The sequence below is a fragment of the Haloarcula sp. HT12 genome, assembly GCF_055271655.1.
Window position 1 is genome coordinate 64418 of the sequence record NZ_JBUXKW010000004.1, and the last position, 23588, is coordinate 88005.

Here is a 23588-nt window from a genome sequence, read left to right on the forward strand (position 1 = left end):
ACCCTATTGACCGAGCAGCGGGAGGATCATAATAACAAACGCTGGCAATCGCGTACACTCCGCCGCGACAGCGAGTGCCCCGTCGTTTTCGATTCGATTGAGACAGAAGATGACGCCGCTTAAGGAGAACAGACTAGCCAAGAGGACGATCATCTCCGTGAGATGGATTACGTTTGCGAGAAACGCAGCACTGAGCAGAGCCGCTGTCAGACCTATGATTAGGTAGAGGATATACTTAGTCCAGCGGACACCGACCACGACTGGAAGGGTCCGGACACCGATCTCGCTGTCACCCTCTTTGTCCCGCACGTTCGGGATTTCCGTGTTGACGAACGTCGCCAACACGAAAAACAGGAAGATGACACCGACAGTTGGGGTGGCGGGGGCACCGGCGTACGTCAACGGCAAGTACACAATTATGAGCGCCCAGGCCACAGCGACGAGGGTCGAATTGAGAAGGAAGACGTCTTTCAGCCGCCGGGTCCCGCTCGGGAGACTGGGGATCCAGTCACAGGCGTAGAGAATCCAGAACACACCGGGTAACAGCGAAAGGCCAAAACTGAGCGGACCGCCCAGGACGGACAGGGCCACGGCGAGGCCGTATGCGATAGCCCCCAACACGTAGAACGCGTCCTGATACCGTCGCACGAAGGCGGTCCGTGCGGGGGCCGTCTTCGCATCAGTTTCCAGGTCCGCCAACCGGTCGTTGCCATACACTGCGAAGGTTAGCAACCCCGCCACAATCGGAGCGGAAGTCAATGGGAGGTCCAGCAGTTCACTCACGAGGACGACTTCCGCCATCGCGATAACTGCGAGGTACACGGAACTGTAGAGAAATAGATTCCTGACTGATCTCGTCAGTGTAGATAGTTTTGTGATTAGGGAACGGTTCCTCACGGACTCTATGCCGGGCTGCTTGCCCGGGTTTTGTGCATCAGTCGGCATGGCTGCGGTAGAATATCAGCGAACTATACAGTAAAATCCTATCCTATAATAAATTATTTCGGGAGTTAAAATAAAATCATTTGGTTCTCAACGTGGATCAGCGTGTAGTCATGAATTTGAATTATTCCCGTAATCGTGGATGTATTTGTTTGAGCGAGCGACCCAGGAAACGAATTGCGGTTAGATTGTCGGACGACTCTACAGATGGAGGGCGAGCAACAGAGGGATTTTGTAAGTCAGCGATAAAACGACCTGATATATATCAAATACATTCGTCAAATGTCTCTATCATTCCAAGCACCGACAGCAAACTAACTCTGCGAGAAACCAACAGCCCTCCCCCATTGTGAGTTCGTAATTCAGAGGTTCGGCAATCTAAGGTAAGCTTTTTCTACATCCTTCATAATCCAGATATATGAGTTCGGTATCGATACTTCGGGCGGTGAGTCGGGCTGCGAGCAAATACTTCGTCGTCTGGGTTATCATTCTGGCAGGACTCGCTCTCGTCAGGCCGGATCCGTTCGTCCCGGTTCTGGATTACGTGTCGCCGCTGCTCGGTATAATCATGCTCGGGATGGGGTTGACGCTCCAGCCGGCGGATTTTCGCCGGTTGATCGAACAACCGGTCGATATCGGTATCGGTGCTGTCACACAGTGGCTGGTGATGCCTGCCGCTGCGTACGGGCTGTACGTCCTGCTCGATCTGCCAGATGCCGTCGGTATCGGTCTCATTCTGGTCGGTGCCGCTCCCGGTGGGACCGCATCGAACGTGATGACGTATCTCGGTCGCGGTGACGTGGCACTGTCCGTCGCGATTACGACACTTACGACCCTTGCAGCGCCGATTGTAATGCCGGCCTGGGTAGTGTTTACCCTCGGTGAGCAGATCAACGTCACCTTTGCGGAGATGTTCCAGAGTATCGTTCAGATCGTCATCATTCCGGTGTTGCTCGGTTTCACGATCCGGTATTTGCTGGATCGCTATTCGCCCAAGGCCGCAGAAATTGGAACCGACGTGTTCCCGGTTGTCAGTGTCGCCGCCATCGTCGCCATCGTCGCTGGTGTCGTTGGTGCGAACGTGGACAACATCCTCACGGCTGGGCTGCTTGTGCTCGTGGCGGTCGTCGCCCACAACGCTATCGGCCTCGGCTCGGGATACGGTGTCGGTCGAGCAGCTGGGATGTCGAGAGATCGCGTCCGGACCTGTGCGTTCGAGGTGGGCCTGCAAAACAGCGGACTGGCGGTCGCGTTGGCGACGACGCTGTTCGAACCTGCAGCCGCCCTCATTCCAGCGTTGTTCAGCGTCTGGCACAACATCACCGGGCCGGCGCTGGCAAGCTTCTTTAGCTGGCAAGACGACACGCAGCAATCAGCGACCGCCGTTCCAGGTGACGACTGATTAGTCGGGGTAGACCCGGTGCGTTGCCATTGATTTGGGTGACCGGTCCGTTCGGAATAATCAGTCGAGCATACCGGTCGCTGAGACCGCAGCCTCGGACCCGAAGACAGCAGTGTCAAGCAGTTCGGTGATTACCTCGTCCACACCGGCAATCGTCTGTGATTACGACGTACCACGGTGTGTACGCTGTTCGCGCTGTGAGAGATCGAATCGGTATGCAATGGTCAGTCGCTGGCCAGGCATCACCGGCGATTGGAGACGCTGAACGAGTGCTGGCATCGTGGACAGTGATAGATAGTCGTATGCCCGGTGCTCGAAACGCCCCAATCTCCCCCGATCATACCGCTCTCGAAATCACAGTCCGGACAGAACAGTACCATTTTCGAGGGGGTCCCATGAGTGTCTGTAGTCTCGTTACGTATCATTTGCATTGATAGCGTAACATGCTGGGTGGAGAGCGATATATGCTATCCCCCGGTTCTCAGCATCTGATATCACAGTCAACAATCAGATCCGCGTGCTATCTGTGAAAAGAGGTGAAAACGTGTACGGCGGGAGTGGGAAAAACGAGACGTCGGCGGCGTTCACGGAGTGTCCGCCTGCATGTCACACCCTGTCCAGAGAGTGGAGTATCACCGATGTAACTACCTGACACCGGTGTCCGCGAGCACTTTTGCACTAGCTACTCCTTCCTACTGATGCGATACACCTTCCGCGACACAATATGTCTCAACAGAAATCTGATTACGAAGACGACGCAGATATTAACGAATCGCTTGACGAACTGGCCTCGGAAGAGACCATTGAGAAGACTGTCGAGAATCTGGAGCAAAACGGGTTCGATGTCATCGTCGTTGACTCTGCTGACGATGCGCTCGCAGAGCTTCAGTCGCTCATCCCCGCAGAGGCGTCCGTGATGAACGGCCACTCGACGACGCTGGAAGAGATCGGGTTCGCCGAGTACCTGAGTGACGGGGACCACGAGTGGGAGAGCCTCCCCGACGAGATCTGGAGTATCGACGACGACGCGCAGCGACAGGCCGCCCGCCGAGAGTCACAGACTGCCGACTACTTCCTCGGTGGCATCAACGGCATATCCCAGACCGGCGAACTCGTCGCGGCGGATCGCTCGGGGAGCCGAATCGGTGCGTATCCGTTCGCCGCCAGTAACGTCGTGATCGTCAGTGGCGTAAACAAGATCGTCCCGACACTTGAGGACGCGCTGGACCGACTAGAGACCGTCGCGTACCCCCTCGAAAACGAGCGGGCGAAAGAGGCCTACGGCGTCGACTCCGCGATCGCCAAACAGCTCATCCTCCGCCAGGAACTCGAAGACGACCGCACGACCGTCGTTCTCATCCGCGAGCACCTGGGCTACTAACAGCGCCGGTCGTCCCCGGAACGGACAGAACGCAAAGATTCCGATCACATGCTGTCGAAATGCTTGTTTCCTTTGGAGCCGGCCTCGGGAGGAGAGTAAGCCATGCTTGGCTTAGCAGTCTGATCGAAGAAATGCCACAGCCGGCAGTCCGTTCAGTTCTCCAAATCCCGTAATTCGGATCGCGTAAAGCTTGATTTTCTATGATTTAGCTCCCACAAACGGGTTTTCGATTGGATTGCTAACTACCCCCGTCAGCCGTCATGCCCCCGCCAGGCATCGACTGGCAGTCCCTATCGGGTTTCTGAATCGGATCGACCGACCCCCACGAATGGAAATCCCACCGCATGGATTCGGCTTCGATTCGCCGCGGATATCCGGAATCCGCGAGGATGTAGTACGTAACTGGTTCTTGAGAGCCGTTCTGTGAGAACTCATACACGAGCACCTCCTCGCCATCGATGGTATCCCGGCCGACCGGCGTGATATCGGGGTTTTTTCGAGGCTGATCGGAAAACCTGCCGGGGTCAACATCGTCACGGTCCATCCCCTGTTGCATCGTCCCTCGAAGACACTGCCCCCCGGCGACGGTGTACGTGCTGTTGCCGATATGATACATCTCCATCTGTTGTCCTTGCTGGTCGAACGACCAATACATATCCCCCTGGTAGAAGCGGCCGGTCATCTCGATGGTCCGCCCCTCGGACTGCCTGGTTGCGGTCATCGCATACGAATCGGGAAACTGTGCCACCTGGCCGAACCGGTTCGATCCGTTCCCGTCCTCGTTTCCGCCGTCCGCTGGTTGGTCCGTATTGGTGGCCGTAACTGGTTTCGGTGTCGTTTCGGCACCGCCGCCACTGTCTGTTTCATCTGATTCGCTGTTTGGGTCGCTGCTGCATCCGGCAAGTACGACAAGTCCCGAACAGAGGGTTCCGAGTAGTTGCCGTCTGGGTAATTGTTTCATAGAGACGGGTCCTTTCTACAAGTACTCATTCCAGGGTGTTTCATGAGTATTGTTATCATGTGATTTCCACATTGATCCAGAGCGGGCTCGTCGAATTAGTAGTGAAGGAAATCACCACTGAAACTGAATCGGGACGGAGAATAGAGAGGTTTGTGGCGGCGAATGCTGAAAGTGAGGCCATATAGGAGTTCACCAGCAAGCTCGGGTTGAGGTATTCGACGAGAGATCCAACAGGCAACAACAGCACGGACTATTAGAGAACCGAGAATACAGAGAGTAGGCTGCCAACAGATCGGCACCCACTGCTGTCGAAGATCTGTGGATCGATTGTGATGAAACCGTACTACCATTTCAGCCACCGAGTTGGTGTTACTATAAAATATAGCTATACGGTATAGCTATTTGGTATGTGTCACTAATTTATCAGCATTAGTCTACAAGGTAGTTATTGAGCCCGAATATTCATACACGTATTATATGTACGATCTAATTATTTGCTAGATAGATGGCCGAGAACAGCAAAAGTGATGAGACTGGTGGAGGTGAAGACCTATTCGCTAAAACGAGTGAGACGGTAGACGAAGTTCAGTACGACCCGACCAGCGACGATGGACTTGCAGGTGTCATTGTCCAAGCTATCGCCGACCAGACGGGACAAGATAGGGAAACGTATCGTGAGTCACCGTTGCACGACTACGTCGAAATCGGTGCGATTGAAACGTTGCTGTTCGGAACACAGCCGGATCAGTCAACCGGACCAGCGACTCGGAAAATCACCTTTCGATACCGTAGCTTTATCATCACAGTTCGTGCTGATGGAGTGATCCGGGTTGCGAACTCTGACAGCGATAGTGCGAGAAAGAGCTAATCGCAGAGACCCCGACCGGTTCGTTCGCCCCGAGAAACTCGTTATTTATGCTCTTCACAGATGCACCAGTCCCATGGGTTCGGTTGTCCGAGCGGCAGACCGACACTGACTCCCCGGAACCACTGTTCAGCGGTGGTAACTGGAGTTCGTTCGGGAATAGTGGACAATATTGCGGAATTCTACAATAGAGGTTAGGAGATCAAAAGTCAAGATACCTGGTTTGACACCACCATGTCCGGAGTTCCTCCCGATATCGAAATACATCGGAAAGATCTCAAGCATCAGTGGCCACACCACTATGTCCGCTGTTCTATATCCTGAAAACCATTACGCTTCAGTCGGTTTCGACACCACCATGTCCGCGGTTCCTATGTAGACTGGAAGTCCGAGAGCGTCGCCTCGCTGTCGACGAGGTTGGTGACAGATTTGTGGATGCCGACATCGTCGACGGTCTTCTCTAGCGCTGCGAGAATCATCTCCGGGTCCATCTCGAGGGAGTACTCACGGTAGGTGCCCCCGCGACGTCCCTCGTTCCGTTCGATGGCAGAAATTATACCCAACATCGAGAGCTCACCGAGATGGTCACGCATCCGGCGGGGAACAAGCGGATCGATCCCTGCCTTCTCAGCGAAGTTCGTATATCGGGGCCTGATATCTCGTGTCCGGGCCGGTGTCTTCCCCTCCTGATCGAGTGTAACCATTGCGTACACGACTAAGTGACCATGTTGGGTAAGTCCCGAAATGCCTTCCTGAATCCGCCCTCGTTCCAGAACGTCCCGGGCTTCTCGAACGAGTGTTTCCGAGATCGTGTCCGTGTCTTTGTCGCGCGCCAGGTCACCCGTTTTCATGAGGAGATCGAGTGACTGCCGTGCGTCGCCGGCGTCTTTCGCTCCGTATGCGGCACACAGCTCGATGACGCCGTCTTCGAGTACGCCGTCGTGGAACGCTACATCGGCGCGCTGTTGCAGGATCTGGATCAGTTCTTTCGCATCGTACGCAGGGAACTGGATTTCCTCCTCACAGAGTGAGCTCTTGACTTTCGGGGAGAGATCATCGCGAAACGAGAAATCGTTCGAGATGCCGATGATACCGATCTTTGCCGAACTGAGGTTGTCGTTCGCTCGCGCGCGCGGGAGTTGGTAAAGAATACTATCGTCTTCGATGTGATCGACCTCGTCGAGAACGATATAGATGGTCCCACCACAGGCGTCGAGTTCCGTCCAGAGCATATCGTACACCGTCGCACGAGGGTACCCCGTCGTACTGATCTGGCTCGTCTCGTCCCTGAATTCGTTGACGAGCCGAGTGGCGATCTGATAACTACTGGAGAGGCCATCACAGTTTAACATCTTCACTGTGAGATCGATATCCTCGTATTTCGCTGCATCTTCCTCGAGATGGTCGATTAGATACCGCGTGCCGGCAGTTTTCCCGACCCCAGTTTTACCGTATAAAAAGATATTGTTGGGTTGTTCGCCGTTGATAACAGGCTGAAGAGCGGCTCGGTACCGGTTTAGTTCAGTGTCACGTCCGACGAGATTCTCGGGTTGATAATCCTCGCGGAGAGCGTCCCGGTCCAAGTAGATCTCGGTGTCGCGTTCAAACATCCCCATAGTCGTTACCAGACGTTTTGGAAGGAACGTATATAAAACCACCCCTGTCCGGAGTGTCCGGAGTGTCCGCTGTTCTTTTGCTTATAAAAGAAAGGGGGGACCCTCCCACCCCACTATGTCCGGAGTAACTAGAATACCGTGGGAGGGGGTCGAAATAAGGAACTATACACGAAGGAAAAGTTTATAATAGTTCCCTCAGAGCTAGACCGTAATGCAGTTTGATACCTGTAGAGGGGCACCCTACACCACTATCTAGTACCATACCTAGTACTATATCGAGATCGGACGGGCTGCTCTTGTGCTCAAATATTGCCGCCGGCTCCACCCCCTCCTGACTCTTTGCGAGGAACAGCGGACAAAGTGGGGTGGGAGTGTTTGCTCTTCCTCTACACTTAATTCTCTCCGCACAATCCTTCTATAATCGAATCTGCGGGTCTTTGATGTCTCAGTACACACCGTGATGTCCGCTGTTCTTCATCTACAACTCCAGAACAGCGGACATTGTGGTGTGGCCGGATCAATATAACACCACTGTGTCCGCCGTAATCGACTTACCAATTCTCACACCCGCTTAGAACAGCGGACATCGTGGTGTCCCCTCTCGAAATACCTGACAAACCCTTCTGTCAGACGCCACAATGTCCGCAGTAAACGAGGGGTAGAAACTCTCTGATGTGGTGTTACTGCAGACACGGTGGTGTTCCACGCTTCTACAGTCGACTCATCGAACCGAACCGTTCTCACGACTCAGTACTTAAAATCACTACATTGTGTTCTCTTTGTTTAGATCGACCGGATCGACCGACTACTGACCCGCTGCCTGACCAACAAGCATTCGCACAACAGTACGAAATAAGGCAAAACGTCCGGAAGCTGTTACCCTTCCGTAATTATCCCAGCAACGCGGTTGCGGTCGAAAAGCTGTTCCTCCGATGGGATCTCTGGATAGTGGTCCCCGTTTTCGTAGGTCGGCCACTCGCCGAAGATATCCGGGTACAACTGTTTTGCAGTCATCTCTATCTGGAACAGATTCATAATCGGGCCGTGATATCGCATTCCGTGCGCGTACACGCGGTCGTTTTCGACCGCCGAGAGCTCTTGCCCAACACTGTGGGACGCGAGCGTCTCGCGGACGTTCCCCATGTCGTAGCGCGGTGTCATTCCCCAGAGGTGAAGGATTACGTCAGGGTCGGCTTCCAGCATCGTTTCGTAGCCCACCGAACCCCAGAGTCCATCCCAGGTTTCATCGCCGAAAGCATCGTTAGCGGCAAGCGGACGGGTGTCGGCGAGCCAGAACCCCGGTCGGTTCAGGTGGTAAGTCCAAAACTGACCGTCTCCCAGTGTAACCCGAACGGCGGTCGGTCGCTCCTCTTCGGGTGGCAGGTTCGTCTGGATGGTGTCGATGAGTTCCTCGTGAACAGTTTTGAGTTGCTCGTAGCGCTCTCGCTCCTGAAACACCGTGGCAACACGACCGAAAAGCTCCCAGAGAGTGTAATATCTGTAGTTCTCGCTGTAGGGTTCCTGTGGCTCACTGTGTGTCCCACTATAGAAGTTTCCAAAAAAGGGACCGACGTTGTCGGTAATTTCCTCGATATCGCTCATGTCCCAGTTCTCCTGGGTAAGCGCCCAGGCGGGATCGAGGAAATGAACGTCGCTGTCTAGACTGTAGAAGAACTCCTTGCTGAAATTATCGTAGGGGTTCGGAAGGCCTTCCCAATCAAAGGAGACGCCAGAAAGCCGTTCGTAGTAGTGGGTCATCGAGGGCCCGGCCATATCCGGCACGAACATCGAGTTGACCGCATCACCGTGGTTGAGTGCCACCAACATATCCGCATACTGATTGTACATGGTAAAGACGTTCTCCGGCACTGAACTGAACTCGATCTCACCGACTGGTGAAAGCGAGGCAGTGTAGGAGCCGTCGCCTGTCGGCGTCGACGTGCCTGTTCCGTCGGCACTCGATGTCTCTGTACTGGATGGTTCACCACTGTTGCTAGAACACCCGGCAACGATTGACGTGCCGAGCAGCGCACCACTGCCACCAAGGTACTCCCGTCGAGTGAAACCTCCTGTATCTCCTGTTTCGTCCATGCTTTAGGTAGGCCTAATACGATGTATATTGCTTTCGGATCAACCGGACCGGTACTGGCCGGGTCTACTATTGGACGTTCCCGCGGATCTGCCCTGTTCACCGTCCCAGGCATAGAGCCCGTTGAAAGCACCGCTCCTAACAGGATTCCAAACTATCCCGTTTCGTTGCTTACAGCACAGCACGGAACGCGACGACAGCCCCGACACCGGTGATCAGGGCCAAGAATATATTCTCCGTCCGCCAGGCGACGACCGCGACGACGCTGCCGGCGAGCCACTCCGGCGGCCCGCCGGCGGCCAGCTCCGGGCCGAGAAGGGCAACGACAATCGCGCCGGGGAGTACCTCCAAGGCCGCCTCGATACGCTCGCTGACTCCAATACGTGTTAACAGCCACAGTCCGCCGGCCTTCGTTAGATAAGTCGCTGCACCCATCGCGGCGATGATCGCGACGACTGTCGGATCAAGCGAGAGTGGGTCAGTCACGTCTGATCACCTCAGCGCCGGCGGCGGCGACCCCACCGGCGATGACGTGCCACTGGCCGGCCAGTATCTGTGCGGTGAGCAGCGCGGTCACCAGTGCGACTGCCCACGGGACGGCTGTTGTCGCTCCGTCCCACAGTTCGACCGCGAGTGCGACGAAGGTCGCCACGAGAACGAAATCTAGCCCGAACACGGCGGGATCGTCTATTACGCCACTGACGGCGACGCCGATGACAGATGAGACGACCCAGAACACCCAGATAGCGAGGCCGCTCCCGAGCAGGAACGCGCCCCGCCGGCTCCCGGATGTGAGGTCGCGCATCGTCAGCGCCCAGTTCTCATCGGCCATGAAAAACAGGCTGCCGTACGTCCGTGTTGCCGACAGATGCTTGAACCACGGTCGGAGGGCTGCGCCCATCAGCGAGTATCGCAGATTTACCGCAAAAACCGCGAGTACAACCGTCGCGAACGGAACGGGGTCAGCCCATAACTCGACGGCGATGATCTGGGAGGCGCCGGCCAAGACAGTCGCGCTCATCAACGCTACCTCCGCGATACTCAGACCGGCCTGGTCGGCGAGAACGCCGAAAGCGATCCCATAGCCGGCGACACCGAGAGCGACCGGGAGACAGGTCACGAAGCCGGCACGCATTCCGGCCCAGTCGAACGTCACCGCGCCCGGAGGGATGTCGGCTCTCGGGTTCTCCGTCTCATCGGGGGCACTATCGATTGACTGTTCCGTTTCGGGCGACTCGTCTGTGGTGGGCATTTCGGTACTGACACTCCAAATACGGCGGCACCGTGACTCCGTGGTTCCGGTGCCGTCATTTGATTCGAGACGAGTGTCGGACTAAACGGTGTTGGAAACGGACGCCGTCAGTACCCGGTTCCGAGATAGGTATGGACGGCGTTGCTGTCTTCGAGTTCGTCGACGAGAGCGATGGCGAAATCCTCCATCGAGATGTAGCTGTCACCGTCCTCGTCAGTCACAAGTTGCCGATCGGCAGTCCGGTACTCACCGGTACGTTCCCCGGGTTCGATCAGTGCAGCCGGTGCGACGTAGGTCCACGACAGGTCATCGGCTTCGCTGAGGATGTCATATGCATCGATGGCTGCGCTGGCAACCGGTTTCCACTCGGCGGGGAAGTCGTCCGTTTCGATCAGCAGCGTCTCCGGACCAACCCTGAGTCCGCCGGCACCCCCGGTCCAGACGAGCCGGTCGACATCAGCACGGCGGAGACCGTCGATGACGGCCGAAATCATCTCTGTGAGAACTTCCGCCGACTCATCACCGCTCGGACCGAGCGCCGACACCACGGCGTCGTGCCCTGTCGCACACTTCGCGACATCCGCGGGGTCGGTCGCATCTCCCGATACGGCAACGAAACCGTCATCGTCGATCCCTTCGACTTTCCCACTGCGGGACACCCCTGTGACGGCGTGGCCGCGATCCAGGAGCTCTGTCGCAGTTCGCTGTCCGATTCGTCCGCTCGCACCGAGTAGTAGTACGTCCATTGTATTGAGCACAGTCGCTGATAGTTGTTACACGATACCGAGATGCGGAACCGAAATCACGGTCATATCATCCAACCTGGTATTGGAACATGATCTTAATATAATTCAGCGAACGTAGCCTTGACCAAGTAACATCGATGTCATCGAATGATACCCTCGAATCAAAATACGGTCACTGCCCGGTAATCAAGACGCTTGAAGAGATCGGATCCCGCTGGCGCATGACGGTGATTCATGTGCTCAGGGAGGGTGAACTTCGATTTAACGAACTCAAGCGTGCGACGAACGCAAACTCGCAAACGCTGTCCCGCGTGCTTGATGACCTGGAGGAAAACGAATACGTCGAACGCCGCGTCGCTGAGGGAAGCCCAGTTGCGGTTCATTACTCACTGACACCGAAAGGCGAAGAACTACTCTCGGCGTTCGATGAAATCCACGAGTGGGGGGAGAAGTGGATCTCTGACGGCAATTGACTATCGCGATCTCCATTGCCCCGTCGAGTGACCACCCAAGCCATTGCTGCTGTGACGGTTGCATCGTTCCTCCCTGTGATGGAACTTCCCCTGATCTGCCTGTCAATACCGTTTACCGAACCAATTATCCGTAGCAAACCGCCGTGATTTACAGTATCATTAGCCAAAAGTAGCATTCGTACAGACAACAGACAGAAATCTGGGTACACAATATACCGTATTTCTCCAGAAGAATCACATATATTCACACTCAAAGGATTATTAATACGGATATGGCTATTCCTCTAATAACTGATCGACTTAATAGAATTAAAACCACCAGAAAATAGTCAATCGACAATAACACACCTGTATCCGAACCTATAACAGCTAAATATATACTGCCTGTATCAAATACAAAACTCCGTCGCCAACGGCTGTGTACGAACTGTAAGGCTTTCCATTGCTCTTTACATAACATCAGTACAGATGTTATTATTCTCGACCGACTGTCTCAGATCTCAGCCTTCTTCAACGATACTCGGTGTGATGTACTGAAAACCTTCACCACAGTCTACCCAGGTGAATCTGACTATCGAATCAGAATAGTAATTCCGTATGGGTGAACGAGGCCGTGTCGGTCATCCGAGAAACTCATTCCCGATCTTCCGACTCACCCTGTTAATGAGACTCCTGGAGGACTCACAACAGGCTACCTAACAGAGACTGACGCCGTAGTAACAGTTGAAACGATTCACACACCGGCCGGAACGCAATCGTACAATCGGGTTTCCATTGGATTTCAACGGCTACCAGAGCTTCCGTATTCACTGCGACTAATCACTGCTTTCCAGACTTAGTGGAGATAAAACTAAGCTTTGGGTAGGTATTGTTCACCGATTTTGAACACCGAAATACGGTAGCACTGTCCTCCGTCTTGACCGGGATAACACGACAGCCAGTACCCGCCAGGAACGCGTTTTCGAACAATGTGGCGGCAACGGGCTCACATAAACCGAACGATTCAGCTATAACTCGATGACGTCGCCGCTTTCGGCGGCTTCGTGAATGGCTCGGATGATCCGCATGTCTTGGAGACCGTGGCGGCCGTCCGGGACGATCTCAGCATCAGTCAAGACGCGGTCGGCGAAGTAGTCGAATTCCTCCCGCATCTCGTCCTCCGCGTCAAAACTCTCGTGTTCGACAGTCACTGTGGTCTCGTTTCGGGACAGGTGGAGTTTCGCTTTACCGTGGAACGCTGGACGGAGTTCGATCTGTCCGTCCGTCCCCGTGATTTTCAGCTGCGTATCATCGTGAGCGTTCTGGCTATCAGTCGTGACCATCTTGACACCGTCTTCCAGTACAAGCAGCGCCCCGGAGCGTTCGTCAGGCACGTCTTCGAATGCGGCCCCATGGGAGCTCATCTGTGACTGCACGGCCCGTGGTTCCCGGTCGAGGAGGAACCGAGTCGTGTTGATAGAGTAGATTCCCAGATCCATCACGGAGGTGCCATAGCCCGACAGATCCGGATCGAGACGCCATTGGTCCGTGTTCGGATTCATTTCAAGCAACGGCTGGCTGTTATTGCCGTATACGGAGACAGGTTCGCCGATAAATCCGTCTTCGATGAGTTCCTTGGCGCGCCGGACGGCCGGGTCGGTCTGCATCCGGTAGGCAATCATCAACGGAACGTCGGCATCCTCGCAGACTTCCACCATCTCTCGAGCCCGTTCGACTGTTGACTCCATTGGCTTCTCGCACAGAATGGCTTTATCTAGTTCCGCGGCCGTCTCGGCGTATTCCAGGTGGAAGGCGTTCGGTGTCCCGATGTAGATGGCATCGTACGCGTCGGCCGCATCTCCATCGTGGAACTCATCGTAACTAATCCCGTGATCGACACCGTGTTCATCGGCGAGTCGCTCGGCTTTTTCCGAGGAACTACTGACAAACGTTGTGACCTCACCCAAATCAGAGTCCCGAATCGCGGGGAGCGCCAGATCGATCGTCCACCAGCCCAGGCCCAACAGTGCGTACCGAACGGTTCCATCTGTGGTCGTTTGCCAGTCACGCTCGTCGTAAGCGTCAACCCATTCTTTCATACGATCTTGTTTCGAACACTGGCGCTAAAACCTTCGGATTCTGGACACACAAATACCATGTCGTCAGTAGCGGCACGTAGACATTTGCTACGACCGCGTACTAAATAGACCAACTCTCTATGGCGGCAATTGAGGTCGCTAAGTGTCGGCCTTTTGGAATTTGACCTGCTTGTGACAGTGGGACTTGTTAGAACTCAGTTGCGGCTCTACTTGCTATAATTCGTTCTAACCGTCTTTCTATCCAACCGTCTATTTGTTATAGCTCCGGTGTTATTATACTGTTCTGACTACGAAAAGATGTAGGGGGAATTTCCACTCATACATCCTGTTGAGGTAATTAATACAGTATTATACAAGTAGGTGTATCATAACAGATATGAATTCACCAGAATCACTCGTAAATCACTTCTCTATGATCCTATTATATGATTATTACATAGAAACTATGGCTGCTTGACAGCTACACAAGTGGTCTGAGATACTACATTGGGAGCCAAATCCTCTGTTTTAGGGCTCAGATCGATTCCAAGCCCTGGAATAATCGCTAAGGACTTTAGATCAATCTTGTTTGACTCATACCGACGATTAGCGGATCCGATTCCCTCTCTTTATGTAGTGGAGTACCGGCCATGGCAGCTAGATTCATATAAATATGGTCTCTATATCTAATTGTGGAACAATCGTAGTAAGCTTATACTCATTTTTCGGGACACCGACCGATACATACTGGTAATTTTACCGGGAGTCACAGCAGATGAGCAACAATATAAATCGAACGGTGATCTCGGGAGGAACTATCGTTACGCCCACTACGGAAATAGAGGACGGAACAGTAGTGTTTTCCGATGGAAAAATAGTCTCAGTGGAACCGGGATATCATGATTCCCCGGATGTCGATGCGGCGGGGAAGTATGTCCTTCCCGGATTGGTTGATCTCCATGGCGATGACATCGAGCGACACCTCTTTCCGAGAGCTGGGGATCGCGTCGATACAGCAGTCGCTCTGGACCGGTGTGATATTGCCAATGTCAGCGCGGGAATTACGACGAAGTACCATGCTATTGCGTTCGAAGACGTCCCGGATGACAACCGGAGTATCGAATTAGCCCGCCACCTTGCCGAGCATATCCGGTGTTTCAACCGCGAAGTCGGTGCCAGAGTCGACAACAGACTTCACATGCGATGTGAACTAACGAACGAGGCGGCGGTCGAAGCCGTCTCGGAGGAGATTCAATCGGGCGGCGATCTCGTCTCCCTCGTTTCACATGTTCCAGGAACGGGCCAGTTCGCTGGCGAAAGTTCACTCGCACAACGCTACGAGCATAGCAGTGAGATTTCAGGTACGAGCCTACAGACGCTCCACACGCGTCGGAATGCTCCCTCCAAGGACGAAACCAGATCGCGCGCGCGAAAGATAGCGAGATTAGCGAATGATAGAAACATTCCCGTCGCCTCCTACGATGATGAAACCGTTTCGGGTGTGGACAACGCCGCCGCCCTGGGGGTCGACATCTGCGAATATCCGCTTTCTCACCGTGTTGCTCAGCGCGCAACCGAATTAAACATGACCGTTGCGATGGGTGCCCCGAACGTGGTTCGCGGGGGGAGCCTGTGGGACGGGCCTGATGCGACTCAGGCAATCAAAGACGGCGTTGTCGATATCCTCTGTAGTGACTTCCGTCCGCAATCACTGCTCAGCTCTGTCTTTATCGAGAGTGATGAACCGCTCAAAGACCGGGTAGCGCGTGTATCCACCAACCCAGCCGCTGTTGCTGGCCTGTTTGATCGTGGCCGATTAGAGCGGGGTGCCAGGGCTGATCTTGTCATCGTTGATCCTGAACCGGTTCCATCAGTAGAACGAACATATATTGCGGGTGACGAAGTGTACCGCTCTGCATAGCTATATTCGTGAGGCGAACTACGTAAAAATTAGGCGCGGAGCGAAACCGTTTCTCCCGGACTACTCGCTGTCCTGGTCTTCCCGCTCGACTGACCAGTGGTACACGGAACATGCACCTGCAACACCTACCACCAGGGAGAACAGGCCTAAGACCATGCTCCCGGAAAGCGAGAGGGCGACAGAGGCAGCAAGGACCATCGCACCCAGGACAGATACGGCTCCATAGTACTGGTACCACTGTCGATCCTGTTCCTCCTCGGAGCGGTCGAGATACTTTTCGAAGTCATCGGCCTTCTCGGTAAGGGTGATATGCCCACGGTCCTGGTTGAAATCGACCACCCCGATGTCGTCCATCTTCGGGAGGTGACACTGATACAGCCCTACGTACACGCGCTTGCGCTCACTGGAGGTCAACGCATCAGTCGTGGTATCGTTCTCGATGGCCGCGACGTGTTCCGCGAGATCACCAAGAGAGACCTGTTCGTCTCGTTCTCGAAGAAAATGGAGGACTTCTCTGCGGCGGCTATTTTTCAATATTTCAAAAATAACGTCGAGGGATGCACTGGACTCATCCTGCTCCTGTGACGCTACCTGGTCAGCACTGTTCTCTTTCCCTTTTGGCGCTGGTACGGATTCGTCGCTCAGTTCATTGGCCGGTTCTGCTTTCGTTTGTGCGGTGTCTTTGACTCCCATATTTACCCACTTCCTGTGTGCTGCGACATCGTTTATCCGTCTGGAATCGCGCTCACACAGCCCCCCGGCTGCATCGACGGAGCAGTACGCTGTCAGTCAGCATTTCAAATCAACATCACCTTGGCACTTAATACTTTGTTATGTAATATATTAGATAATTTTTCCGTGATTACCGCCGGCAGTAGTCAGTAGTTGCTTCGGTATTCTGAGAGTAACAGCGCTCTTCGAATCAATCTCTGGCGATTCGTACTGGAAACACTCGCGTCGGCGTAAATGTGTATTGACAAATCTGTAGTTTTCCGGCTACGATCCTTGAGGCGTGCCAATATCCCGGATTCACACAATTAAACCACCCCAAAAATGATAATATAAATCCTCACGTACACTCCCTATCACTGCCCATTGGACAAGTAACGTAATCCTATGAGCAACGGTTAAAAAATTACCCGCTACCCGGCCACGATCCCGTTTATACAGACGCACTGGATGAAAGTACCCTCTAGGTAGTCGTCAGGAATCGAAACTTCGGGAGGGACACGGCCTATGCTGATGGTCGGTTCTCGGTCCGTGACCGAACCAGTAGCTGAAACGCTTGGTAGTACTACTTCGATGGACGAACGATATTACTCACCACATACTCAGGAAGCAGGGTAATCAACCGGAGTCGTGTATGACTACGAAGCGAGACCAAGCGACACGAGCGAAACAATTAACCACAGGCACATGGAATATCTCTGTACACGAGACTGTGTCCAATGAAGGTAGCTGGTACACTCGTGCATACGAATAGATACGATGGCAGACTTTGATCAATGGGACGAGGTGAGCTACGTTATCAGTTCACGGTATCGAGTCGAGACTCTCCGCCGATTGTCAGAAGGGCCTGCGACACCGTCGCTAATCGCAGATGACAGGGAAATGAGCATCGCCCACGTTTCACGCGCGCTGCAGGAACTTCGTGAATCGGAGCTCGTTGACCTACTCGTTTCGGAAGACCGGAAGAAAGGCCGTGTGTACGACATCACCGAGAAGGGTGTCGATATTTGGGAGACAATCGAACGGAAGAATATGGCGTAACTGTCACGCCCGATACCGGGTTGAAAACGGCTTGCTGCGAGGCGCGTCGACTTAGGACCGCCTCTCTTCCTTTCTTAAGTCGATGGGTACATTGGCAACTGCAAATGGTCTCTCTCCCATACACTGTTCTGACATATAGATCCAAGCTTGGGCTGCGATTTGGGGGATTTTGTGTTCACAAACTCAGCTAACCGATACTATTAGATGACGTCGGATTCCAGCGGTTTAGATTCACCATGACCATCGCTTGTGACTTACTCTTTGAGGGCCGCTCTGGTAGTAAACGACCACTACTCGTTCCGAAACATCGAATGTGGGAACGCACACAGCGACATTGACGGCAGAGAGTGTTTAACAGCGGGTATAGCGGCCGTAACAATAGTGACCTGTAACCTACCTGCGTACGCATGTTGTCCATAGGCTACGGAAAATTACTGATCGGGTGTGTCGCCGGGCTGTTAATCCTTGGAGGCGCTACGGTTGGGCTTGGTGTCGGTGGGTTCGCTGATGTGCCGACGGAGTCAGACACCACCGTGGATGAGGCCGAACTGGAGATACACGCTGTGAGCACTCCAACCGATATTCGGCCGGATGAACCCTTGCGAGTCCAACTCCGAATCACAAACGAGGGAGCAAGTACAACAACGCAACAAGTAGCGCTACGATTGAACGAGGACGGGACGGGACAGTCTCCCCAAACAGTAGCGACAAAACAAGTCGAGGTTTCGCCGACTGAAACGACGAATGTGACCCTAGCTGCCGAGCCCGAGCAGATCAGCTCTGGGGAATACACGTATGCTGTAGCTATTGGTGAATCGTCGTCCCCGGAGACCACTGGGAGTGTAGCTGTACTCACTCCTCCAACGTTTGCACTCACCGATACAACTGAGAAGGATACGATCGTTCGCGGCACGAACACTTCTATCCGTGCGAACCTTACCAATGAAGGCGAGTATCGGGGAGTTCAGACCGTTCGAATCGCCGTCGATAGGGACCAGAACGGCCAGTATTCTGATACTGAAACCCTGAACGAGAGTGTATTCTCGCTATCGGGCGGCCAGAGTCAGACAAGCACTGCCACAGTCCGTACTGCCGATCTGGAACCCGGTCGATACCAATACCAGGTCACCACCGAAAACACAACAACGACCGGAACGCTACATGTTCAGCAACCCGCAACGTTCCAGGTCCAGAACGTGAGCGCTCCCGCCAACGTCACCACCGGGGACACCGCGAACGTCTCTGCGGTCGTCATGAACGCTGGCGACGTGGACGGCACTGACAATGTCACGCTCCATAGTGATTCCCAGAACACCACCTATTCCCGTTCCGTTTCACTCGCTGCCAACGAAACGACAACGGTGTCTATCGGGGTGAATACGACGAATTTGAGCCGCGGCACACACAACTACTCGCTTGGTACTGCTGCCGACACAGAAACCGTCTCGATGACGGTACAGGACAGTCGTTTCGAGGTTTCGGATATAGTCGGACCGAACGTCCTGTACGTCGGTGATGCGGCTGTGTTCGCTGCAAACGTAACGAACACCGGTGAAATCACTGGAACCCAAACGATCCAGCATCGAATCGACAGCGACGACGATGACCGACCGGAAGCCTATGGACTAAACAGGAACGTGACGCTTGCGCCCGGGGAGTCGACCCGCGTTCGGTTCGAAGTTGAATATACGGTGACCGATTCGACAGATTATCCTGTCGAACCACTGAGCCTGCAGACGTACGTCTATGGTATCTACTCTGAAGACGCGCGCGCGTCGACCGCCATGTCGGTCAAGCCGTCTTGGGCCAAAGACGACGGTAGCGGCTCCAGCAGCTCCGGCGAGAGCACCAGTGTCTCTGACGGTGAGCGCGCTTCGCTCGATGAAATCACTCAGGACAAGTACGGGCTCTACTACAATGAGGTGAGCGGCGAAACGAAGCGCCAGGTCGAAGAGATCCACGAACGCCAACCGTTCGCGGACGGCCTTGCAGCCGCAGAAGTGCGGACCCGTGAGGAGATCGCTCGTGAAGAGTACGGTGCCGATGTACAACCCGGTGAGAAATTCGATTTCACTGGTCTCGATATCGGAGTCCAGCAGAAGGTTGAAGGCGACTTCGATGCACAGTTCGAGACTGAGTCCGGTGATCGGATCGAGTCTTGGGACGAACTTGCCCGCGATACGCACGGGAAATCGTATGAGAACCTCACCGAAAGTCGCCAAGCGGACATCAGGGCGACGTATCAGGACCAATTCGAATAGCGCCTGTCGATACCGGGAGTAATCGCCGTACGTCGATGCCTTTCGGATGCAGTCTAACGAGATATTTATTGATTCGACAGTTCACTGTATACGACCGCTAATCACGGAAAGTAAGGAATAACAATAGATCGATTTGCCCAACATGGCGACAGAGAGGGCCCTATTGGTGGCCGGTACACGGCCCTACGACCTACCATGACTATCACTGAACCGGAAGTTGCTATTGGCGCGTGGGTCTGGCACGGAAGCCGACCCGAGATGAGTAGTTGCGTGTTCGGTAACTCTGTTTGTGCTGTTGCGGACTCCCCCCAGCAATGCAACCGGGCTGTACATCTCATGGAAACGAAACAGCACTGCTCACACACAGGGGGGGCATAGCGTGTACAAAGGCTCGACCGTTGGTGTCGTCATTCCGGCGTACAACGAAGAGGGGTTCATCGGCACCGTCATCGACTCACTTCCGGAGTTCGTCGACCAGGTGTTCGTTATCGACGACTGTTCGACAGATGACACTTGGACAGAGATCAAGGAATACGTCGACACTGAGGTACAACAGGCAGGTGTAACCGGAGATTCCGCAGAACAAATGATGGTTGCTGACGGGGCCGGGACAACGGTTTCCGAAAGCCAAACCTTTCTCGACAAACGGATCGTCCCGGTGCGTCATCAGACCAATGGTGGTCGCGGGGCCGCTGTACAAACAGGGTACGAGCTGGCACTGATGAGTGGTATGGACGCAGTTGCAGTACTTGATGGAGACGGCCAGATGGATCCGAGTATCCTCGAGAGGATACTCGACCCAGTCGTCGATGGTGAGGCGGATTACGCGAAAGGCAACCGTCTGATATCGCGGCGCCACTGTGCTCAGATGTCTAACTGGCGGTTGTTCGGAAATGTCCTTCTCACGGTGTTGACAAAAATCGCGAGCGGACACTGGAAAATACGCGATCCACAAAACGGGTATACTGCAATCTCTGCGACGGCGCTTGAACAGCTCTCGCTGAACGACCTGTTTGACGACTACGGGTTCCTGAACGATATGCTAATTCACTTAGACGCGAATGGGATGACTGTTCAGGACGTCCCGATGGAGGCGCTATACGGCGATGAATCGAGCGGAATCAGATACGGTTCGTTCATCCCGAAGCTTTCTATGCTGCTACTTAGCGGATTTTTCTGGCGGCTCAAGCGGAAACACCTCCGACGTGACTGATCTTCACCCCCTACGTCCTGTGTTCTGTTGGTGGGCTCCGCTTGGTCTGTAAACAATCTGAGGACGCCTTCTATGACCGGCGGACTCGCAGTGAGTACTACCGTTATGGTGTTGCTACTTATGCTGACGGCGTCTTGAAGAGCCTTCATGGGTAGGTGGTCAGGTACGTTGACGGAGCTATCAGATCTCGTTGCCGTTAGCGTCATTACAGCTATTACACTTGCCGCTACTGTTTCGCCAGTCGATGGACTGTTGCTTGCGGCCGTGGCAATCCCGTTCCTCCTATTCGTTCCTGGCTATGCGCTGATTGCTGCGTTGTTTCCTGATCGGGAATCCACGTATCAGCAGCATCGACTCATCGGTCTCGAGCGGATACTGTACGCCGTGGTCGCGAGCATCTGTTTAGCGGTCATTGTCGGGGTGAATTTGGATTTCACCAGTTGGCCGATCCGACCCGTCCCGGTCGTTTCAGTGCTCGCTGCGGTGACGCTTTTGTCGACACTCATTGCGCTGTACCGCCGAATCGTGTCGGGTCCGGAGGCAACCAAATCAGCAGTGCAGTTCAACACGGGCTCAAACAGCAGGACACAGTCGACCGATGGCGGCGTCCAACTCGGCTCAGTCGTCGTTGCGGCGGCCGTCCTGGTCGCCCTGATCAGTGTGACTTTCGTCGCCGCACAGCCCCAACGCGGGGAAACGTACACCGAGTTCGGACTCTTGACCGAGAACGACGGGACGTTGCAAGCGGACGGGTATCCGGCGGAGATGGTGCTTGGTGAAGCCAGTGAGCTCTACTTCACTGTCACAAACCGTGAGCAACAACAGACGAATTACGTTGTCGTCGTCCAACTCACCAGAACAGCACCGACGGGCGATCCGATCGAAAACGCGCGTCTCGATACGTACAGCGAGACGATTTCTCCCGGTGAAACGTGGCAGGAGCGTCACACTGTTACCCCAGTACTCGAAGGTGAACGACTCCGATTAACGTATCTGCTGTACCGGGATGGAGTTCCAGAGCAGCCGACTGTCGACAACGCCTATCGGGAGACCCACATCTGGGTCGATGTAACCCAGAACGGGTGAAAAACGCACCCCAATCGGTACTTCACCGGCTTAAAAGGCGACTGGTGACTCGGCATTCGGTTCAACTGATCCCCTGGTCGAGGGCTCTACGTACTGGTGAACGAACGTTTCGTACTCGTCTATCACGGCATCGGGGGCGAAATCGTGTGCCCGTTCGACGAGTTTGTCTGGGGGGAGCGGTGACTCCAGTGTGGCTTCGATAGCATCTGCGAGTGCTGAATCGTCCCCAACTGGTGTGAGGTGACCATATTCGCCGTTATGAAGTATTTCCGCAGGACCGCTCGGACAGTCCGTGGAAACGACCTGGCACCCACAGGCGAGTGCCTCGATGAGGACTGTCGGTAGCCCCTCGTGGATCGACGACATCGCGAGCACGGACGCACCGCCCATGTATCCATATGGGTTATCGACGAATCCGGGGAACGAGACAACGGTTTCGATACCTAACTCAGCCGCGAGCGCTTCGAGTTCCGCGCGTTCCGAGCCTTTCCCGACGACTATCGCTCTCGTCTGCGGCCGATTCGCATGGAGCTTTGCGAAAGCTCGAAGGAACGAACTGAAGTTCTTTGCCCGTTCGAGCCGTCCGACTCCCAAGACAACCTCGTGTTCCGGGGAATCGAGCCAGCGGTGGTCAACCGACTGACGGGCCTGTTGCTGGACATCATGGACCGGAATGGGGTTGTGCAACACGGAGACTTTCTCCCGGTCAACGCCGACATACTCCACGACGCTCTCAGCGACGCCTTCGGAGACAGCGACGAACTGATCGGCCTGTCCCGCCAGTCGTCGCTGGAGCGCCTGTACGAGTTTCTCTTTTGGCTCTTCCTGCATGCCGAGAGTGTTGTGTATGGTTCCGATTGAGACCGTATCGGATCTCGCTACCAGTTGTGAAACTAGATAGATATCGTTGGCGTAGGTCATCTGTGAGAACAAGATGGCCGGTGACCGTGCGGAGAGATATTTCGAGAGGCAGGGGACACTGGCCCCAATCCCGAGCACCGGTATTTTTGGTGTGTTGAGATCGACGATAGTTACCTGCTCATCGACCTCGTCTCGGAACGCCCCATCATTGAATGATACGACCAGATCCACCTCGTAGCCGCGTTCGGCGAGACCGTTCGCAACGGAAACCGTGACACGCTCCGCTCCTCCAACGGTCAGTGACGGTATATAGAACGCTATCGGCCCAGTATTTACCATTACTCGGACACAGACGGTGGGGGTGTTTGTTTATACTGTCCCTACGGTGGGTCGGGATACAAATTCGAGATTTTCCTTCGAAATGGTTTTTTGCTCTAAATCATACGAGGAAGCTGGTGATGAGATTCTTGTCATCTACCGCAGTCAATTACTCATGCGCTTTATCACCATGTCACTCTGGCCATTCCGGTACTGCACTAAAACATAGGGTCATCTGATACGTCCGCTAGTGACTGTTCCTATCACGCATTGCTGAGTCCGTGGGTGTGGGTTTTGGCTGTCAAATAAAGAATGATAATCGACGGTATAGGAAGTCGCTACTGTAAAATCAGACTATTAACTAAACCTACCTC

The 23588-nt window shown here is 54.3% G+C and carries 19 protein-coding genes; 9 read left to right on the forward strand and 10 right to left on the reverse strand.

The annotated features are described in order from the left end of the window. Positions 1 to 3: 3 nt before the first annotated feature. Positions 4 to 945 (reverse strand): UbiA family prenyltransferase, encoded by a 942-nt coding sequence (locus tag ACY9XZ_RS13495; RefSeq protein WP_463457540.1) that lies wholly within the window; start codon positions 943 to 945, stop codon positions 4 to 6. A gap of 415 nt (positions 946 to 1360) precedes the next feature. Here ACY9XZ_RS13495 and ACY9XZ_RS13500 point away from each other — a divergent pair, with 415 nt between their 5' ends. After that, the gene (locus ACY9XZ_RS13500; protein WP_463457541.1) at positions 1361 to 2344 is read left to right on the forward strand and encodes a bile acid:sodium symporter family protein; all 984 of its coding nucleotides are present in this window, start codon (positions 1361 to 1363) and stop codon (positions 2342 to 2344) included. A gap of 724 nt (positions 2345 to 3068) precedes the next feature. After that, positions 3069 to 3725: a lactate utilization protein gene (locus ACY9XZ_RS13505; protein ID WP_463457542.1), complete on the forward strand. Its 657-nt coding sequence runs from the start codon at positions 3069 to 3071 to the stop codon at positions 3723 to 3725. A gap of 238 nt (positions 3726 to 3963) precedes the next feature. Here the strand turns inward: ACY9XZ_RS13505 and ACY9XZ_RS13510 are convergent, their stop codons facing one another. Next, entirely contained in the window at positions 3964 to 4686 is a 723-nt protein-coding gene (locus ACY9XZ_RS13510) for a hypothetical protein (RefSeq protein WP_463457543.1), read from the reverse strand. Between the two features lie 505 nt (positions 4687 to 5191). Between ACY9XZ_RS13510 and ACY9XZ_RS13515 the strand changes: the two genes are divergently transcribed. After that, positions 5192 to 5554, forward strand: coding sequence for a HalOD1 output domain-containing protein (locus ACY9XZ_RS13515; RefSeq protein ID WP_463457544.1), 363 nt, complete (start codon positions 5192 to 5194; stop codon positions 5552 to 5554). A 368-nt stretch (positions 5555 to 5922) separates the two neighbouring features. Here ACY9XZ_RS13515 and ACY9XZ_RS13520 read toward each other — a convergent pair whose 3' ends face one another. The 5 genes from ACY9XZ_RS13520 to ACY9XZ_RS13540 all read right to left on the reverse strand — a co-directional run bounded on the left by ACY9XZ_RS13520 (position 5923) and on the right by ACY9XZ_RS13540 (position 11254). Then, positions 5923 to 7167 carry a Cdc6/Cdc18 family protein gene (locus tag ACY9XZ_RS13520; protein ID WP_463457545.1) on the reverse strand — a complete coding sequence of 415 codons (1245 nt, stop codon included), beginning with the start codon at positions 7165 to 7167 and terminating at the stop codon, positions 5923 to 5925. Between the two features lie 876 nt (positions 7168 to 8043). Further along, positions 8044 to 9258 (reverse strand): ABC transporter substrate-binding protein, encoded by a 1215-nt coding sequence (locus ACY9XZ_RS13525; RefSeq protein ID WP_463457546.1) that lies wholly within the window; start codon positions 9256 to 9258, stop codon positions 8044 to 8046. 169 nt (positions 9259 to 9427) lie between these two features. Then, positions 9428 to 9742, reverse strand: coding sequence for an AzlD family protein (locus ACY9XZ_RS13530; RefSeq protein ID WP_463457547.1), 315 nt, complete (start codon positions 9740 to 9742; stop codon positions 9428 to 9430). Continuing rightward, entirely contained in the window at positions 9735 to 10508 is a 774-nt protein-coding gene (locus tag ACY9XZ_RS13535; RefSeq protein ID WP_463457548.1) for an AzlC family ABC transporter permease, read from the reverse strand. Before ACY9XZ_RS13535 ends, ACY9XZ_RS13530 begins: the two co-directional genes overlap by 8 nt. Positions 10509 to 10615: 107 nt before the next feature. Further along, the gene (locus tag ACY9XZ_RS13540; RefSeq protein ID WP_463457549.1) at positions 10616 to 11254 is read right to left on the reverse strand and encodes an NAD(P)-dependent oxidoreductase; all 639 of its coding nucleotides are present in this window, start codon (positions 11252 to 11254) and stop codon (positions 10616 to 10618) included. Between the two features lie 137 nt (positions 11255 to 11391). Between ACY9XZ_RS13540 and ACY9XZ_RS13545 the strand changes: the two genes are divergently transcribed. Then, positions 11392 to 11727: a winged helix-turn-helix transcriptional regulator gene (locus ACY9XZ_RS13545; RefSeq protein WP_463457550.1), complete on the forward strand. Its 336-nt coding sequence runs from the start codon at positions 11392 to 11394 to the stop codon at positions 11725 to 11727. Positions 11728 to 12734: 1007 nt separating this feature from the next. Here the strand turns inward: ACY9XZ_RS13545 and gfo6 are convergent. Continuing rightward, positions 12735 to 13805 carry a D-xylose 1-dehydrogenase Gfo6 gene (gene gfo6, locus ACY9XZ_RS13550; protein WP_463457551.1) on the reverse strand — a complete coding sequence of 357 codons (1071 nt, stop codon included), beginning with the start codon at positions 13803 to 13805 and terminating at the stop codon, positions 12735 to 12737. Positions 13806 to 14559: 754 nt separating this feature from the next. Here gfo6 and ACY9XZ_RS13555 point away from each other — a divergent pair. After that, complete coding sequence (locus ACY9XZ_RS13555; protein ID WP_463457552.1) at positions 14560 to 15705, forward strand: alpha-D-ribose 1-methylphosphonate 5-triphosphate diphosphatase; 1146 nt, start codon at positions 14560 to 14562, stop codon at positions 15703 to 15705. A gap of 60 nt (positions 15706 to 15765) precedes the next feature. Here the strand turns inward: ACY9XZ_RS13555 and ACY9XZ_RS13560 are convergent, their stop codons facing one another. After that, positions 15766 to 16398 carry a DUF7344 domain-containing protein gene (locus tag ACY9XZ_RS13560; RefSeq protein WP_463457553.1) on the reverse strand — a complete coding sequence of 211 codons (633 nt, stop codon included), beginning with the start codon at positions 16396 to 16398 and terminating at the stop codon, positions 15766 to 15768. Between the two features lie 795 nt (positions 16399 to 17193). Here ACY9XZ_RS13560 and ACY9XZ_RS13565 point away from each other — a divergent pair. The 4 genes from ACY9XZ_RS13565 (at position 17194) to ACY9XZ_RS13580 (ending at position 22035) form a co-directional block, all read left to right on the forward strand. Then, complete coding sequence (locus tag ACY9XZ_RS13565) at positions 17194 to 17475, forward strand: winged helix-turn-helix domain-containing protein (RefSeq protein ID WP_004515801.1); 282 nt, start codon at positions 17194 to 17196, stop codon at positions 17473 to 17475. A 407-nt stretch (positions 17476 to 17882) separates the two neighbouring features. Further along, entirely contained in the window at positions 17883 to 19736 is a 1854-nt protein-coding gene (locus ACY9XZ_RS13570; protein ID WP_463457554.1) for a hypothetical protein, read from the forward strand. A 379-nt stretch (positions 19737 to 20115) separates the two neighbouring features. Then, a complete protein-coding gene (locus ACY9XZ_RS13575; RefSeq protein ID WP_463457555.1) occupies positions 20116 to 20949 on the forward strand; it encodes a glycosyltransferase family 2 protein in 834 nt (277 codons plus the stop codon). A gap of 147 nt (positions 20950 to 21096) precedes the next feature. Further along, positions 21097 to 22035: a DUF1616 domain-containing protein gene (locus ACY9XZ_RS13580; protein ID WP_463457556.1), complete on the forward strand. Its 939-nt coding sequence runs from the start codon at positions 21097 to 21099 to the stop codon at positions 22033 to 22035. 30 nt (positions 22036 to 22065) lie between these two features. Here ACY9XZ_RS13580 and ACY9XZ_RS13585 read toward each other — a convergent pair whose 3' ends face one another. Continuing rightward, on the reverse strand, positions 22066 to 23235 hold the full coding sequence (locus tag ACY9XZ_RS13585) for a glycosyltransferase (protein WP_463457557.1): 1170 nt from the start codon (positions 23233 to 23235) through the stop codon (positions 22066 to 22068). Positions 23236 to 23588: the final 353 nt, after the last annotated feature.